The organism is Pantoea ananatis PA13, assembly GCF_000233595.1.
Lineage (GTDB): Bacteria > Pseudomonadota > Gammaproteobacteria > Enterobacterales > Enterobacteriaceae > Pantoea > Pantoea ananatis.
Genome location: NC_017554.1, coordinates 489,767 through 505,725, shown reverse-complemented (window position 1 = coordinate 505,725; position 15,959 = coordinate 489,767). Strand labels below are relative to the sequence as shown.

Genomic DNA, 15,959 nt, shown 5'->3' with positions numbered 1-15,959 from the left:
TTGTCTACCGTTAACGACGGATGGTTGCTGCTCATACCCGGCGTCCTATGACATAGCGGTATGGGTTCACATTTTACCCTAAAATGTGCAGTCAGGCATCGTCAGCCCGACCAGCCAGTATTACATCATCACCACGTCAAATTGTTCCTGGGTGTAAAGCGCTTCGACATGCACCTTTACCTGCTTGCCCACGAAAAGCTCCACTTCGGCCAGCGCATGGGACTCATCCGTTTTCAACGCTTCACCTACGGTTGGCGAAACATACACCAGGAAACGATCCGAATCATAAGCATGGTGCACGCGGACGATTTCGCGCATGATTTCATAGCACACGGTTTCAACCGTTTTCAGCGTGCCGCGCCCTTTGCACACAGGACAGTCTTCGCACAGCACGTGCTCAATGCTTTCGCGCGTGCGCTTGCGGGTCATTTCCACCAGCCCCAATGCGGAAAAACCGCTGATACCTGTCTTGACCCGATCTTTATTCAGCGCCGTTTCCAGTGAATGCAGTACGCGACGACGATGATCTTCATTACTCATATCAATGAAGTCGATGATAATAATGCCGCCAAGGTTGCGAAGCCTTAGCTGACGTGCAATGGCCTGAGTGGCTTCCACGTTGGTATTAAAGATCGTCTCATCAAGGTTTCGGTGTCCGACAAAGGCACCCGTGTTGATGTCTATCGTCGTCATCGCTTCAGTTTGATCGATGATGAGGTATCCGCCAGATTTGAGTTCAACTTTACGCTCCAGCGAGCGTTGAATCTCATTTTCAACGTCGAACAGATCGAAGATGGGCTGCTTGCCGTTGTAAAGTTCGAGCTTGCTGGCCATCTCGGGGATGTATTCGCTGGTAAACTCGTTAAGTAAATCACAGGTCAGCCGCGAGTCTACGCGAATGCGGTCAAGGGCTGCGCCGGCAAAGTCTCGCAGAATACGCTGCGCCAGCGCCAGTTCGCCATAAAGCAGGCAACGTGTCTGGTTACGTTTTTTCCGCTCGCTGACTTTGGTCCACAGACGTTTCAGAAAGGCGGCATCCTGTGCCAGCTCTTCTTCGCCAATGCCTTCGGCTGCCGTGCGAATAATAAAGCCGCCCAGATCGTCGCAGTAGTCAGCCACCACCGCTTTGAGACGCTCGCGTTCTTTTTCACTGGCAATACGTTGAGAAACCCCGACGTGCGCAGCACCAGGCATGAACACCAAATAACGGGAAGGCAACGTGATATCCGTAGTCAGGCGCGCGCCTTTTGTGCCAAGCGGGTCTTTCACTACCTGCACGACCAAATCCTGCCCCTGACGAACCAGTTCTGCGATATCGCGTACGACAAAATTTTTCTTTTCATCGCCTGCGACACATTCCGTATGCGGCATGATGTCAGAAGCATGCAGGAAAGCGGCCTTGTCCAGTCCGATATCCACAAAGGCCGCCTGCATGCCAGGCAGCACGCGACTGACGCGTCCCTTGTAGATATTGCCAACGATGCCGCGTCGGGCTTCACGCTCAATATGGATTTCCTGCAGGATGCCGCCGTCGATATAGGCGACACGCGTTTCAGCAGGCGTAACGTTAACCAGTAGTTCAGCCGTCATGTTAACCCCTTACGGCACGCAGTGACTGAAAATGGTCGATCAGCTCCGCTGTCTCAACCAAGGGCAATCCGACCACCGCGTGATAACTTCCATTGATTTTACGAACAAAGTTTCCGCCCTTCCCCTGAATGCCGTACGCGCCGGCTTTATCCATGGGTTCACCTGTTGCGATGTAATCGGTAATGTCGCGCGCGGTTAAGTTACGAAATGTCACCTCGGTTACCACCAGGCAGTCCAGCACCTGCTGACGATCGGCGAGGGCAATTGCGGTCATGACCTGATGGGTTTTCCCGGAGAGTTTACTGAGCATGGCGCTGGCATGGTCGGCATCGTGCGGTTTTTCCAGCACTTCTCCATTGAGCACGACAATGGTATCCGCGCCCAGCACCGGCAGATCGTGTTGGGCAATCAGCGTGCCGGCTTTCGCTTTGTCATGCGCCAGGCGGCGGACATAAACGTCTGCCGCTTCATGGGGCTGACGCTGTTCTTCAACGTCAGTGATGATGCGCTCAAAGGTCAGACCCAGTTGGGTCAGCAGCTCACGTCGACGGGGAGACGCGGAGGCCAGATAAAGGGTTACCATAAATTTCCTTATTGAACAGCGAACTGACGGCGGATCTTTCTCATTAATAAGAATAGCCACGGCCAGAGAATCCCGTCGACAACACTGCTCCAGAAAATTTCAGGGCGGAATGAGACGTTGATCACCAGAAACTCCGCCCAGAAGACGATCACATCCATTGCTAATGACAGCACCATAACCATTAACGCCTGCTGCCACAACGCTAAGTTACGGAATAGCTGGAATTTAAATGCGACCAGATAGGCGATGATGCTCAGCGCCAACGCCCGAACGCCGAGCGTCGAACCCGCGATTAAATCCATAATCGCTCCCAGCAGAAAACCACTTCCGACGTTGACACGGTGCGGTAGCGCCAGAACCCAATACACGAGAATCAGCAATAGCCATGATGGCCGGAACATATAGATCTGTTCCGGCCACGGCATGATTTGCAGAATAAAGGCCATAAGGAAGGACAGCCAGATAACCCATCGACCCTGGCTGCGATATCGACTCAATTCTGGCCTCCGCGTGAGCGCGAAGCGGAACCCTGTGCGGCGCTTTCGCCACTGCCCGCCGGAGTGGTGTTCTGCGCTGAAGGCGCAGGAGGGCCCATTTCACCGGCGGGAGGCAGAACCTGCGGCATCATTTGCATCAGCCGTTCATTAGCTACCCGATGAACATCGTCAGGTGCCATCGGCATCTCGCCTTTGCGATCCGCGCCCCACAGCAGCAGCAGGTAACGCAGGCGTTGCAGACCCGCGGTGGGATGCGCCTGAATGACCGTGTAGGCGCGCTGTGTGTCAACCTTGACCGATGACACAACACCCACCGGATAGCCTTCAGGGAAACGGCCACCTAAACCAGAGGTGACCAGCACGTCACCAACGCGAATGTCAGTATTGCCCGGCAGATGCTCCAGCTGCAGATCTTCCGTACAGCCATTGCCCGCTGCGATGACACGAATGTCATTGCGCAGCACCTGAATAGGCAGCGCATGTGATGCATCACAAATCAACAGAACACGGCTGGTGAACTGGCCTACGGCAATCACCTGACCGACCACACCTTTATCACTGATAACCGGCTGGCCTTCGTATACGCCATTCGCACTGCCCTTATCGATCACGACCTGATCGGTGTAAGGATCGGTGCCGGTAGAGATCACCTGGGTCACCATCTTGTGCTCGTCCTGACGCAGTGGGGAACCCAGCAGCTCGCGCAGGCGCGCGTTCTCCTGCTTATATTGCCCCAGCATGAGCAGGTCGCTGTTCTTCAGAAAAAGCTCTCGACGTAACGCTTTATTTTCCAGTTCGAGCTGCTGGCGAGAAGCCAGCGTGTCTGACACGCCATCAAGTAGCTGGCGCGGCCCGTTGGCCAGGAAGTAAAACGGACTGACCGACGTGTCCAGATAGTTGCGTATTTGAGTAAATGAACTCACGCGACTATCAGCGATGATAATGGCAATCGCCACAATCACCGCCAGAAATAGACGCAATTGCAGAGAAGGCCCTCTGCTAAAAATCGGCTTCATATAATCTGCGTGTTCCTCGACTACAAGGTAAGAAAGTACGGGCGGGCCGCACTTTCCTGGGCTGGTCACATCATACCGATGCACGCAGCGCCGGTTTACACGCTACTCCCTGCGCACTGTTACAACGATTCCAGCCGGTTGAGGCAATTATTCTTCGCTGAATAAATCGCCGCCATGCATGTCGATCATTTCCAACGCTTTACCGCCACCGCGAGCCACGCAGGTCAGGGGATCTTCCGCGACGACCACAGGAATACCGGTTTCTTCCATCAGCAGGCGATCCAGGTTACGCAGCAGCGCACCACCACCGGTCAGTACCATACCGCGCTCGGAGATATCAGATGCCAGCTCCGGCGGGCACTGTTCCAGCGCAACCATGACTGCACTGACGATACCGGTCAGAGGCTCTTGCAGGGCTTCAAGAATCTCGTTGGAATTAAGTGTAAAGCCGCGTGGCACACCTTCCGCCAGGTTACGTCCACGCACTTCAATTTCGCGCACTTCATCGCCCGGATAAGCCGAGCCGATCTCATGCTTGATGCGTTCTGCCGTGGCTTCACCAATCAGTGAACCATAGTTACGGCGCACATAATTAATAATGGCTTCGTCGAAACGATCACCGCCGATACGGACGGATGACGAGTACACGACGCCGTTCAGGGAAATAACGGCGACTTCAGTGGTACCACCACCGATATCGACGACCATAGAACCCGTTGCTTCGGAAACCGGTAGGCCAGCACCAATCGCGGCCGCCATCGGCTCTTCAATCAGGAAAACTTCGCGGGCGCCAGCGCCCTGGGCCGATTCACGAATCGCACGACGTTCAACCTGGGTAGCGCCAACTGGCACACAGACCAGCACGCGCGGGCTTGGACGCATGAAGCTGTTGCTGTGAACCTGCTTAATGAAGTGCTGCAGCATTTTTTCCGTCACAAAGAAATCGGCGATAACGCCATCTTTCATTGGACGAATAGCTGCGATATTGCCTGGCGTACGGCCAAGCATCTGTTTGGCGTCATGACCTACTGCCGCCACGCTTTTTGGTGAACCGGCACGATCCTGGCGAATAGCAACCACGGAAGGCTCGTTCAGCACGATGCCTTGTCCTTTTACATAAATCAGGGTGTTCGCGGTACCCAGGTCAATGGACAAGTCATTTGAAAACATGCCACGAAATTTTTTAAACATACTAAAGGATAATCCTGCAAGCTGGAGGCGGAAAATAAAATCCGCTTACTTTACCAACCACACGAAGCTGCCACAAGGCGCAAAAACGTTCTGCTTCGGTGAAAAATTAGACTGCATTCGCTTTACATCATTTATGCCTGTTACGCACACGAGCGGAACAGCGATACCACGGCATCAGAGCGGCATGTTAAAGAATTTTCTTAACTTTACTCCGACATAAAATCTAACATTTCAGGCGCATTATTCTGCCTGTTTATTGTCACATATTCACCAAAAGCGCAGGCGATAACCCTGAAACCGGTCAAACGATTAAAAACGGTAACGTTGGGAGTACTTTTTTACGTTACTGTTAACCGGTTGTGAAGGTGAAAAAAAGTCACCCTGACCACCTTCTACACCTAACCCGACCAAAGTCTGCCACTCTGCGTGCGTTCGCACGCCAGTCGCATACAGCTGCGTCCCGGTGGGTTTGCAAACATCCAGTAAGCTTCGCACGAACAGCTGGTTTTCTGTACGGCGCTCAATATTACGCACTAAACCCGCATCCAGCTTGATCAACTCAACCGGTAACTGCCGGATATAGGCACTGCTGACCACCGTCAAACCCGCCTGATTAACGGCGATGCGACAACCGAACGCCTGCAATGCGTGAAATACGGGAATCAAATCGCTGATGTGTTGACAGACGTCCCCTTCTGCAAGTTCAAATAAAAATCGCTTTCTTTGACTTTTTGGGCACTGCAGCAACATCGTGTACAACCAGGCAATAAAGGGACGTTTCAGCAACGACTCAATGTTAACGGGGATCGCCAGCGTCTCTTCCGGCCAAAGTTCAGAGAGTGCGGCAACGCGTAATACCATCTGCCGGTCCCAGTTCTCAGCCATACCGAGCTGCTGAACCAGGGGCATATATTCTGCCGACAGGACCTCTTTATCCCCGTCAAAAATGCGCGTGAGCAGGACGCGATGCCGCACCTTACCCTCTCTGTCCACGGCGGGCTTTTGATATAACCGGGGGCCGCCGCGACTTAAGGTATTTTCCAGCAGAGTACGCCAGCGAACGCTGCCGCGCCCGGCATCCAGGGGATTTCCTGCGCCATTGGACCAGTTGTTTCCGCCCGACAGGGTTGCCCGACGCGTGGCCATTTCAACGTTTTCCATGACCTGGGGCACCGTCTGTCCGCTGTGCCAAGCGCTGATACCAATGTGGATAAAATCGTCCCGGTTGACCATGCGCATAGGCGGCAGGGCATCGACCGCATTGATGAGGTGATCGGCGATGCTGTTGGCCTCTTTCAGGCTGCGGTGCGGCAGTAAGACCGCAAAATCGCTGCGAAAATAGCGGGCCAGAAGTGCGCCGGGGTAACGCATGACAAAGGTCGACAACATATTCACGACATTGAAGAGATACTCTTCGACCAGCACGGGCCCCAGTGAATCATCATGTGTATCAAGTTCAGGAAAACGGATCATCATGACCACGCCATGCGTGCCAACATCTTCCTGATCTTCAAGCAGCGTTGCCAGCTGACTGTCGAAGAAAAGGCGATTATTCAGCCCCGTCCGCCCGTCCTGTGCAGCGAAGGTACGAATTAAGGTATCAATGCGCACACGCTGCTCACCGGCTTCCTGTAAATCGGAGAGCAACACGTCAATTGCCCGGCTGGCTTTGGGCGGCCACTCATCAGCATGCTTCCTGCGATAAAGCTGGCGCGCGCCGCTGAGTATTGATGCCGACCGGCTCTCCAGCTGTTCCATTCCGCGCCATTGTCTTACCAGCCAGCGATGGGTGATGAACAGCGTCACCGCCATAATCAGCACCACCAGCATCAGGGCGGCAAGCGTATAGGTGGTGGGAATAGATCGTAGCCAGGTTTGTGCCGGATCAAGTATCGTCAATTGCAAACGCATACCCGGCTGATGCATCAGCGCAATGTCAAAGTGGATGTAGCGGTTTTTTTGATGTTGCAGCATCTGGTTTTCGTGGCGGGAAAGCGTAAAAACATTCTGCCGGCCATTGTATAAAGATAACTGCTCAGCATTGATGACGGGTAAGACCGGCGCAAGCCAGGCTTCTAACGCATCGGGCGGCTGTTTTAGCAAGACTTTATCCACTTCCGTTGCCAAAACCTGTACGCGATTTTCAACGCGTTGATGCGTGAGCCAGAAAACGCTAAAAGCACAGCCAACCAGCATTAAAACCATTGCCAGTACGCTAATAAATGTAATAAATGCAGAAAGTTTGGTAGTTAATCGCATCCCTGTGCCTGTTTCACTACGGTTGTAGCCGAATCACGCCGCCCCTCTGACCGTCCGCCGGGAGAAATTTTGAGAAAAATAACACAAATTGTTCCCGGCGGCAGCGAGGTCGTGCATGAAGCCGAAGTATACCGTTGAGAAAGGCCCAGAGCGCTTAATTATCCTTTTTTCAGCGCATTCTCATTGGAAGGGTTTACCAGGAAATTTCACATTTTTGCGGCAAAATTCGCCAGCTTAAGTAATAGTCATCATGCTGATGATGAAAATCGAGCCGGAGAAGAGACGATGACGCTGAAAAAACGCCTGACTGAAGCTGATGTAACGCCAGAAAACATCTTTAATATGAATCGTCGTCGCGTGCTTCAGACCCTGGGTCTGGGCGCTGCCGCTATCAGCATTCCCGGCATGGCCAACGCCGATATTCTGAGTTGGTTTAAAGGCAATGACCGCCCACCCGCGCCCGCAGGCCGCCCTCTGGACTTTACCAAACCTGCACAATACCAGGCTAACCTGCCGTTGACGCCTGCAGACAAGGTTTCGGGCTATAACAATTTCTATGAGTTTGGCCTTGATAAAGCCGATCCGGCCGCCAATGCGGGGACGCTAAAGACCGATCCCTGGAAGCTGACGATTGAAGGCGAAGTGGCAAAGCCCATCACATTAGATATGGATGATATCTTCAAACGCTTTGCCATGGAGCAGCGTATCTATCGGATGCGATGCGTTGAAGCCTGGTCGATGGTGGTGCCCTGGATAGGTTTCGAACTCAATAAACTCCTGAAGCTGGCTGAACCCACCAGCAAAGCGCGTTTTGTCGCTTTCCAGACGCTTTATGCTCCCGATCAGATGCCAGGTCAAAAAGATCGCTTTATCGGCGGCGGGCTAAATTACCCTTATGTAGAAGGTTTGCGTCTGGATGAAGCCATGCATCCCCTCACGATTCTGACGACAGGCGTTTACGGTAAAGCGCTGCCCCCGCAGAATGGCGCCCCGATTCGCCTGACGGTCCCATGGAAATATGGCTTTAAGGGCATCAAGTCCATTGTGAAAATCACGCTGACGCATGATCAGCCACCGACGACCTGGAACCAGATTGCCGATAACGAGTACGGCTTCTATGCCAACGTTAATCCGCATGTTAATCATCCACGCTGGTCGCAGGCGACCGAGCGTTTTATTGGTCCGGGCAGCAGCTTTAATGTGGATCGTCAGCCGACATTACTCTTCAACGGTTATGCCGATCAGGTCGCGTCGCTGTATCGCGGTATGGATTTACGGGAGAATTATTGAGTGCGCCTGACAATAAAGCAGATCGGCTGGCTTAAAGTCCTGCTACATCTGGCGGCTTTCTTACCGCTGGTTTACTTGATTATGGCCGCTATGCAGGGCGGTCTTAGCGCCGATCCCGCCAAAGATATCCAGCATTTTACCGGCCGTATGGCGCTGAAACTGCTACTGGCGACGCTGCTTGTCTCGCCGTTAACGCGCATCGCCAAACAGCCTTTGCTCATTCGCACCCGACGGCTGCTGGGGATCTGGACTTTTTTCTGGGCCAGCCTGCATTTAACCAGCTACTACCTGCTGGAACTGGGCATTAACAACCTTGGTCTGCTCGGTAGCGAACTGATTTCACGCCCCTATCTCACGCTGGGAATTATTTGCTGGTTTATTCTGCTGGCGCTGGCGGTGACCTCTTTTCAACGCATGCAGCGAAAACTGGGCAGACGCTGGCAAACCTTGCACAACGCGATTTATCTGGTCGCGATTTTGGCCCCAATTCACTACATATGGTCGGTAAAAATCCTTTCTCCCCAGCCTGTCATCTACGCGCTTTTCGCCCTGTTCCTGTTAGCCTGGCGCTATAAAAAGTTCATTAAATGGTGGCCGCGTTAGCCCCTGCGCTTCTCCGAACGTCTGCGAAAAATGGGGTCCACAGGCCGCACCCGATCAACTTCGCAGATAAGACCAGTATTTTGCTGCGAAATGCCACGAAACGGATATAATGCCCGGCTTTATTGCGATATGACGCTTCTTTTTTACTGTGACGGGTGACAAATGGAAAGCGGCAAGGTATTTTACGCGATGCCTCAATGATTGCGGGAGATGGCAGCAAGATGGCCGACAAATTACATATTCTGCTTTTGAACGGTCCCAACCTTAATCTGTTAGGGACGCGCGAGCCTGAAAAATACGGGGATGTCACCCTGGATCAGATCGTTTCCGATTTGAGCCATCAGGCAGACCAGCTGAATGTAAGATTAAGCCATATGCAATCCAATGCTGAATTTCAGCTTATTGATCGCATTCATGAGGCAAAAGGCAATGTGGATTATATCCTTATCAATCCTGCTGCGTTTACGCATACCAGCGTAGCATTACGTGATGCGCTGCTAGCGGTGAATATTCCCTTTATCGAAGTTCACCTGTCAAATGTGCACGGTCGCGAGCCTTTTCGCCATCACTCCTATTTTTCTGATGTCTCTGCTGGCGTCATTTGTGGGCTTGGCGCTGACGGTTACTCGTGGGCATTGCAAACGGCAGTAAAGCGCCTGTCTCATACTAATTAATCAAACTGAGTACGGAACCCCATTCATGGATATTCGTAAAATTAAAAAACTGATCGAACTGGTTGAAGAATCTGGCATTTCTGAGCTGGAAATCTCCGAAGGCGAAGAGTCTGTTCGCATCAGTCGCGCACCTGCAAATACCGGTTACCCAATGATGCAACAGGCTTATGCCGCGCCGGTTGCTCAACAGCCTGCTCTGGCGACAGCCGTTGCACCTGTTGCCGCCGTTGCAGAAGCCGCGCCTGCTGAGATCAGCGGCCACATCGTACGTTCACCAATGGTAGGGACCTTCTATCGCACACCAAGCCCGGATGCAAAAGCGTTCGTGGAAGTGGGTCAGAAAGTCAATGCAGGTGACACGCTGTGCATCGTTGAAGCCATGAAAATGATGAACCAGATTGAAGCGGATAAGTCTGGCGTTGTTAAAGCCATTCTGGTGGAAAGTGGTCAGCCGGTAGAATTTGACGAGCCACTTGTTGTCATCGAATAACGGGGCGAACCATGCTGGATAAAATTGTTATTGCTAACCGCGGTGAGATTGCGCTGCGCATTCTGCGTGCCTGTAAAGAACTGGGCATCAAGACTGTCGCGGTCCATTCAAGCGCGGATCGTGACCTGAAGCACGTGCTGCTGGCAGACGAAACGGTTTGCATCGGCCCGGCGCAGTCGGTCAAAAGTTACCTCAACATCCCGGCGCTGATTTCTGCCGCTGAGATCACCGGCGCGGTGGCGATTCACCCCGGCTACGGCTTCCTTTCTGAGAACGCCGATTTTGCTGAGCAGGTTGAGCGTTCTGGCTTTATCTTCGTCGGTCCGAAAGCCGATACCATTCGCCTGATGGGCGATAAAGTGTCCGCGATTACCGCGATGAAGAAAGCGGGCGTTCCTACCGTCCCCGGCTCCGATGGCTCGCTCACCGATGACATGGAAAAAAACCGTGCCTTCGCCAAGCGCATCGGCTATCCGGTTATTATCAAAGCCTCTGGCGGCGGCGGCGGTCGCGGCATGCGCGTTGTGCGTAGCGATAAAGATCTGGAACAATCCATCAACATGACGAAAGCGGAAGCCAAAGCGGCTTTCAACAACGACATGGTTTACATGGAAAAGTATCTGGAGAATCCACGCCATATCGAGATTCAGGTACTGGCCGACGGCCAGGGCAATGCCATTTATCTGGGCGAACGCGACTGTTCAATGCAGCGTCGTCACCAGAAGGTCGTGGAAGAAGCGCCAGCACCGGGGATCACGCCAGAATTGCGTTCCTTCATCGGTGAGCGTTGCACCCGAGCCTGTATTGATATTGGCTATCGCGGGGCAGGTACGTTTGAATTCCTGTATGAAAACGGCGAGTTCTATTTCATTGAAATGAACACCCGTATCCAGGTTGAGCATCCGGTTACCGAGATGATCACCGGCGTTGACCTGATTAAAGAGCAGCTGCGTATTGCTGCGGGTCAGCCGCTGTCAATCAAGCAGGAAGACGTGATTATTCGCGGTCATGCGGTCGAGTGCCGTATCAACGCGGAAGATCCGGTTAGCTTCCTGCCAAGCCCCGGCAAAATCACCCGCTTCCATGCGCCGGGTGGTTTTGGCGTGCGTTGGGAATCTCATATTTATGCCGGTTACAGCGTACCGCCTTATTATGACTCCATGATTGGCAAGTTAATCACCTACGGTGAAACCCGCGATATCGCCATTGCACGTATGAAAAATGCCCTGGCGGAGCTGATTATCGACGGTATCAAAACCAACATCGAACTGCAGATGAAAATCATGTCCGATGAGAACTTCCAGCAGGGTGGAACCAATATCCACTATCTGGAGAAAAAGCTTGGCCTGCACGAGAAGTAATCGCCACGCTGAGTCAGTCTGAGGCCGGATATTCCGGCCTTTTTCTTTTCCCGCTGGCGTTGAGGTCACACTATGGACGCGCGTTATTTACAGGCTCATAAAGAAGCTCGCTGGTCACTCTATCTGACGCTGGCCTGGTTAGCCGTCTGGGGCGGTTCTGCCTGGTTAGGGGGAAATGCCACTGGCCTGACCGGCTTACCTCGCTGGTTTGAGCTCTCCTGTCTTTTTGCCCCCCTACTGTTCATTTTTTTATGCTGGATGATGGTGCGTAAAATCTTCCGGAATATGTCGCTGGAGGATGAAAATGAATACTGAAATCATTCTTCCACTGCTGGCTTATCTGGCTGTTATCGCGGGCCTTTCCGTCTTTGCGATGCGAAAACAACGCCAGGGAAATTTCCTGACTGAGTATTTCCTGGGCAGCCGCTCAATGGGCGGATTTGTCCTGGCAATGACCATCACGACCACCTATATCAGTGCGAGCTCGTTTATCGGCGGGCCGGGTGCAGCTTATAAGTACGGCCTGGGCTGGGTGCTGCTGGCTATGGTACAGGTGCCTGCTGTCTGGCTGTCGTTAGGCGTGCTGGGTAAAAAGTTTGCCATTCTGGCGCGCAAGCACAACGCCGTGACCCTTAACGATATGCTCTATGCACGCTATGGCAGTACGCTGCTGGTCTGGTTAGCCAGCCTGAGCCTGCTGGTTGCCTTCGTGGGCGCGATGGCCGTGCAGTTTATTGGTGGCGCGCGTCTGCTGGAAACCGCTGCCGGGATCCCTTACGACACCGGCCTGCTGATCTTTGGCGGCACAATAGCGCTTTATACGGCCTTCGGCGGCTTCCGCGCCAGTGTGCTGAATGATGCGATGCAGGGCGTGGTGATGCTGATAGGCACGTTTTTACTGCTGTTTGCCGTTATTCACCACGCTGGCGGTATTCACTCGGCCGTCGATAAACTGCACGCCATCAATCCCAAGCTGCTGTCGCCGGAGGGGCCGGGCGATATTATTACGCCCACGTTCCTGAGCTCGTTTATCGTGCTGGTCTGCTTTGGCGTCATCGGCCTGCCGCACACCGCCGTTCGCTGTATCTCTTACAAGGACAGTAAAGCGGTACACCGGGCTATTGTGCTTGGCACCATTGTTGTTGTGCTCCTGATGCTGGGAATGCATCTGGCCGGGGCGCTCGGACGCGCGGTATTACCTGACCTGACCGTGCCGGACAGCGTTATCCCTACGCTGATGATCACCGTGCTACCACCACTGGCTGCCGGGCTGTTTTTAGCCGCGCCGATGGCGGCGATCATGTCCACTATCAATGCCCAGTTGCTGCAGGCCTCCGCTACGCTGGTGAAAGACCTCTACCTGCGCCTTGCACCGCAGCAAATCGATAATGAGCCGCGGTTGCGAATATTATCGGGGACGGTGACCTTTTTGCTGGGTGTCATACTGCTGTTTGTCGCCTGGCATCCGCCAGACATGATTATCTGGCTCAACCTACTGGCTTTTGGTGGTCTGGAAGCCGTGTTCTTATGGCCGCTGGTGCTGGGTTTATATTGGGAGCGCGCTAATGCCGCCGGCGCTGTCAGCGGCATGGTGGTGGGCGGAGGATGTTATGCCGTTCTGGCAACCTTTGGTCTGCAACTATGGGGTTTTCATCCCATTGTGCCGTCATTAATGTTAAGTCTGCTGGCGTTCCTGGTCGGCAACCTGTTTGGGCGCTTACCGCATGCGGTTGATGCACCACAACACTGAATTAAGAGAGACGTTATGCCTTGGATTCAAATCAAAATTAACAGTTCTGGCGCAAACGCGGAAGGACTGAGCGACGCGCTAATGGAAGTCGGTGCCGTGTCTGTGACCTTTCAGGACACAAACGATACGCCGGTATATGAACCTATGCCGGGTGAAACGCGTTTATGGGGTGATACCGACGTTATCGGATTGTTCGACGCTGAAAGCGACATGGATGGCGTGATTGCGGAACTGTCTCAACATCCGCTGCTCGGCGAGAATTTCCGTCACAAGATCGAGCAGATCGAAGACAAAGACTGGGAACGTGAATGGATGGAAAACTTCCATCCTATGCGGTTCGGTGAGCGTTTGTGGATCTGTCCAAGCTGGCGCGATGTACCCGACCCCGATGCCGTCAATGTGATGCTCGATCCCGGCCTGGCGTTCGGAACCGGCACGCACCCCACCACTTCACTGTGCCTGACGTGGCTCGACGGCCTGGATCTCGCGGGTAAAACCGTGATCGATTTTGGCTGCGGTTCAGGGATCCTGGCAATTGCGGCGCTTAAACTTGGGGCGGCGCAGGCTATTGGTATTGATATTGATCCCCAGGCGATCCAGGCCAGCCGCGACAACGCCGAGCGCAATGGGGTGGCCGATCGTTTATCCCTGTATCTGCCGCATCAGCAGCCGGAAAACCTGCAGGCTGATGTCGTGGTCGCGAATATCCTGGCCGGGCCGCTCCGCGAGCTGGCACCGCTTATTGGTGTCCTGCCTAAATCTGGCGGGCATCTTGGTTTGTCAGGCGTACTGGAGAGCCAGGCTGAAAGCGTCTGTGAAGCTTACAGGACGCATTTTGCGCTCGATCCCGTTGCAGTCAAGGAAGAGTGGTGTCGTATTACAGGCGTTAAAACCGCTTAGCCTTTCAGGCATTGCAGCTACCAACAGCAGCCCTGGCGGATCGGTAGGGCTGTTAAACATTCGTTACTGTCCGTTCAGTGTTTCACCCAGAGCCGCGATTGCAATCGGCTGAGGCTAAACCCTCCTGTGGCGCAGTCTTTGTGGTTGATAAAACCGCTGCTTGTATCGTTAATCACGGTATGTGACGTTTTTTATCTGGTGAATACCGAATCTTCGTCGGAAAAACCTTTGTTCACAAAATAAACACAAACACTTAATCTACTGATTTATCTTGTTATTTATCCTTATCAACAGGGTCCGGGCAGGATAAAAGCGGTTTTCTTGTGAATTGTTCAAAGTTTGGCCTTTCATCTTCATAAAAAAATGCGTAATATACGCCGCCTTGCAGACACAGTATGGCATTACGACTTCATGCGCATTGGAAACCTCCAGCTGAGAAATCGACTGATTGCAGCGCCGATGGCCGGTATTACCGACAGGCCTTTCAGAACGCTTTGTCACGAGATGGGTGCAGGAATGGCGGTTTCTGAGATGTTGTCATCGAACCCCGAAGTCTGGGCCAGTGACAAATCTCGTTTACGCATGGTGCACAGTGATGAACCCGGCATTCGTGCCGTCCAGATTGCAGGCTGTGATCCCAGTGAGATGGCCCAGGCTGCACGTATTAATGTTGATGCTGGTGCACAGGTTATTGATATTAATATGGGTTGCCCGGCGAAAAAGGTGAACCGCAAAATGGCGGGCTCCGCCTTACTGCAGTATCCCTCAGTAGTAGAGTCAATTCTCTCTGCCGTGGTAAATGCTGTTGATGTCCCGGTAACGCTGAAAATCCGTACCGGATGGGATCCAGAAAACAGAAACTGTGTCGCGATTGCCCAATTGGCTGAACGCTGTGGCATTCAGGCTTTGACGATACATGGCCGCACTCGTGCCTGCCTGTTCAACGGAGACGCTGAATACGACAGTATTCGGACAGTTAAGCAGAGTGTTTCTATTCCGATTATCGCGAATGGAGACATAACTGACCCGCATAAAGCCAGAGCAGTGCTCGACTACACCGGAGCCGATGCTCTGATGATAGGACGTGCTGCTCAGGGAAGACCGTGGATCTTCCGGGAAATCCAGCATTATCTGGACACTGGGGAGCTGCTTGCCCCGCTGCCACTGGCAGAGGTCAAGCGTTTGCTTGTTTCGCATATACGTGAGCTGCACGACTTTTACGGTTCAGGCAAGGGATACCGTATAGCGCGAAAGCACGTCTCCTGGTATCTCCAGGAACATGCCCCAAATGACCAGTTTCGGCGCACATTCAACGCCATTGAGGATGCCAGCGAACAGCTGGAGGCGTTGGAGGCATACTTCGAAAATCTTGCGTAACGAAATAAAGAGCTGAAAGAACTATGTTCGAACAACGCGTAAATTCTGACGTACTGACCGTTTCTACCGTTAACTCACAGGATCAGGTAACTCAAAAACCTTTGCGTGATTCGGTTAAACAGGCACTGAAGAACTATTTTGCTCAACTGAATGGTCAGGATGTTAGTGACCTGTATGAGCTGGTTTTGGCTGAAGTCGAGCAGCCTCTGTTGGACATGGTGATGCAGTATACCCGTGGCAACCAGACCCGTGCTGCCCTGATGATGGGTATCAACCGCGGTACGCTGCGTAAGAAACTGAAAAAATACGGCATGAACTGATTCAGGTTCAGGCCGTTAATCTCGCCAGCCTCAGGGCTGGCGTTTTTATTTGTGCCCT

At 53.0% G+C, this 15,959-nt stretch carries 16 protein-coding genes; 10 read left to right on the top strand and 6 right to left on the bottom strand.

The genetic code is table 11. The annotated features are described in order from the left end of the window. Positions 1 to 120: 120 nt before the first annotated feature. The 6 genes from rng to csrD all read right to left on the bottom strand — a co-directional run bounded on the left by rng (position 121) and on the right by csrD (position 7,136). The gene (gene rng, locus PAGR_RS02455) at positions 121 to 1,590 is read right to left on the bottom strand and encodes a ribonuclease G (RefSeq protein WP_013027429.1); all 1,470 of its coding nucleotides are present in this window, start codon (positions 1,588 to 1,590) and stop codon (positions 121 to 123) included. Between the two features lies 1 nt (position 1,591). Next, entirely contained in the window at positions 1,592 to 2,173 is a 582-nt protein-coding gene (locus PAGR_RS02450; protein WP_014594735.1) for a Maf family protein, read from the bottom strand. A gap of 8 nt (positions 2,174 to 2,181) precedes the next feature. Continuing rightward, on the bottom strand, positions 2,182 to 2,670 hold the full coding sequence (mreD, locus tag PAGR_RS02445; protein WP_006120976.1) for a rod shape-determining protein MreD: 489 nt from the start codon (positions 2,668 to 2,670) through the stop codon (positions 2,182 to 2,184). Next, a complete protein-coding gene (gene mreC, locus PAGR_RS02440; RefSeq protein WP_014604887.1) occupies positions 2,667 to 3,686 on the bottom strand; it encodes a rod shape-determining protein MreC in 1,020 nt (339 codons plus the stop codon). The genes mreD and mreC overlap by 4 nt, the downstream gene beginning before the upstream one ends. Positions 3,687 to 3,833: 147 nt before the next feature. Continuing rightward, positions 3,834 to 4,877: a rod shape-determining protein MreB gene (mreB, locus tag PAGR_RS02435; protein ID WP_003855260.1), complete on the bottom strand. Its 1,044-nt coding sequence runs from the start codon at positions 4,875 to 4,877 to the stop codon at positions 3,834 to 3,836. Positions 4,878 to 5,186: 309 nt separating this feature from the next. After that, positions 5,187 to 7,136, bottom strand: a complete 1,950-nt coding sequence (gene csrD, locus PAGR_RS02430) for an RNase E specificity factor CsrD (RefSeq protein WP_014604886.1) — start codon at positions 7,134 to 7,136, stop codon at positions 5,187 to 5,189. 285 nt (positions 7,137 to 7,421) lie between these two features. On the opposite strand from csrD, the gene msrP reads away from it, so the two are divergent. The 10 genes from msrP to fis all read left to right on the top strand — a co-directional run bounded on the left by msrP (position 7,422) and on the right by fis (position 15,901). Continuing rightward, positions 7,422 to 8,426 carry a protein-methionine-sulfoxide reductase catalytic subunit MsrP gene (msrP, locus tag PAGR_RS02425; RefSeq protein ID WP_014604885.1) on the top strand — a complete coding sequence of 335 codons (1,005 nt, stop codon included), beginning with the start codon at positions 7,422 to 7,424 and terminating at the stop codon, positions 8,424 to 8,426. Next, entirely contained in the window at positions 8,427 to 9,029 is a 603-nt protein-coding gene (msrQ, locus tag PAGR_RS02420) for a protein-methionine-sulfoxide reductase heme-binding subunit MsrQ (RefSeq protein ID WP_014604884.1), read from the top strand. A gap of 221 nt (positions 9,030 to 9,250) precedes the next feature. Next, the gene (aroQ, locus tag PAGR_RS02415; protein ID WP_024472015.1) at positions 9,251 to 9,703 is read left to right on the top strand and encodes a type II 3-dehydroquinate dehydratase; all 453 of its coding nucleotides are present in this window, start codon (positions 9,251 to 9,253) and stop codon (positions 9,701 to 9,703) included. A 25-nt stretch (positions 9,704 to 9,728) separates the two neighbouring features. After that, positions 9,729 to 10,193, top strand: coding sequence for an acetyl-CoA carboxylase biotin carboxyl carrier protein (accB, locus tag PAGR_RS02410; protein WP_013027436.1), 465 nt, complete (start codon positions 9,729 to 9,731; stop codon positions 10,191 to 10,193). A gap of 11 nt (positions 10,194 to 10,204) precedes the next feature. Further along, a complete protein-coding gene (accC, locus tag PAGR_RS02405) occupies positions 10,205 to 11,554 on the top strand; it encodes an acetyl-CoA carboxylase biotin carboxylase subunit (RefSeq protein ID WP_013027437.1) in 1,350 nt (449 codons plus the stop codon). A 72-nt stretch (positions 11,555 to 11,626) separates the two neighbouring features. After that, a complete protein-coding gene (locus tag PAGR_RS02400; RefSeq protein ID WP_014594741.1) occupies positions 11,627 to 11,869 on the top strand; it encodes a YhdT family protein in 243 nt (80 codons plus the stop codon). After that, positions 11,859 to 13,304 carry a sodium/pantothenate symporter gene (gene panF, locus PAGR_RS02395; protein ID WP_014604883.1) on the top strand — a complete coding sequence of 482 codons (1,446 nt, stop codon included), beginning with the start codon at positions 11,859 to 11,861 and terminating at the stop codon, positions 13,302 to 13,304. The genes PAGR_RS02400 and panF overlap by 11 nt, the downstream gene beginning before the upstream one ends. 15 nt (positions 13,305 to 13,319) lie before the next feature. Further along, on the top strand, positions 13,320 to 14,204 hold the full coding sequence (prmA, locus tag PAGR_RS02390) for a 50S ribosomal protein L11 methyltransferase (protein ID WP_014604882.1): 885 nt from the start codon (positions 13,320 to 13,322) through the stop codon (positions 14,202 to 14,204). A gap of 411 nt (positions 14,205 to 14,615) precedes the next feature. Continuing rightward, the gene (gene dusB, locus PAGR_RS02385) at positions 14,616 to 15,581 is read left to right on the top strand and encodes a tRNA dihydrouridine synthase DusB (protein WP_014604881.1); all 966 of its coding nucleotides are present in this window, start codon (positions 14,616 to 14,618) and stop codon (positions 15,579 to 15,581) included. 23 nt (positions 15,582 to 15,604) lie between these two features. Then, a complete protein-coding gene (gene fis, locus PAGR_RS02380) occupies positions 15,605 to 15,901 on the top strand; it encodes a DNA-binding transcriptional regulator Fis (RefSeq protein ID WP_003855228.1) in 297 nt (98 codons plus the stop codon). Positions 15,902 to 15,959: the final 58 nt, after the last annotated feature.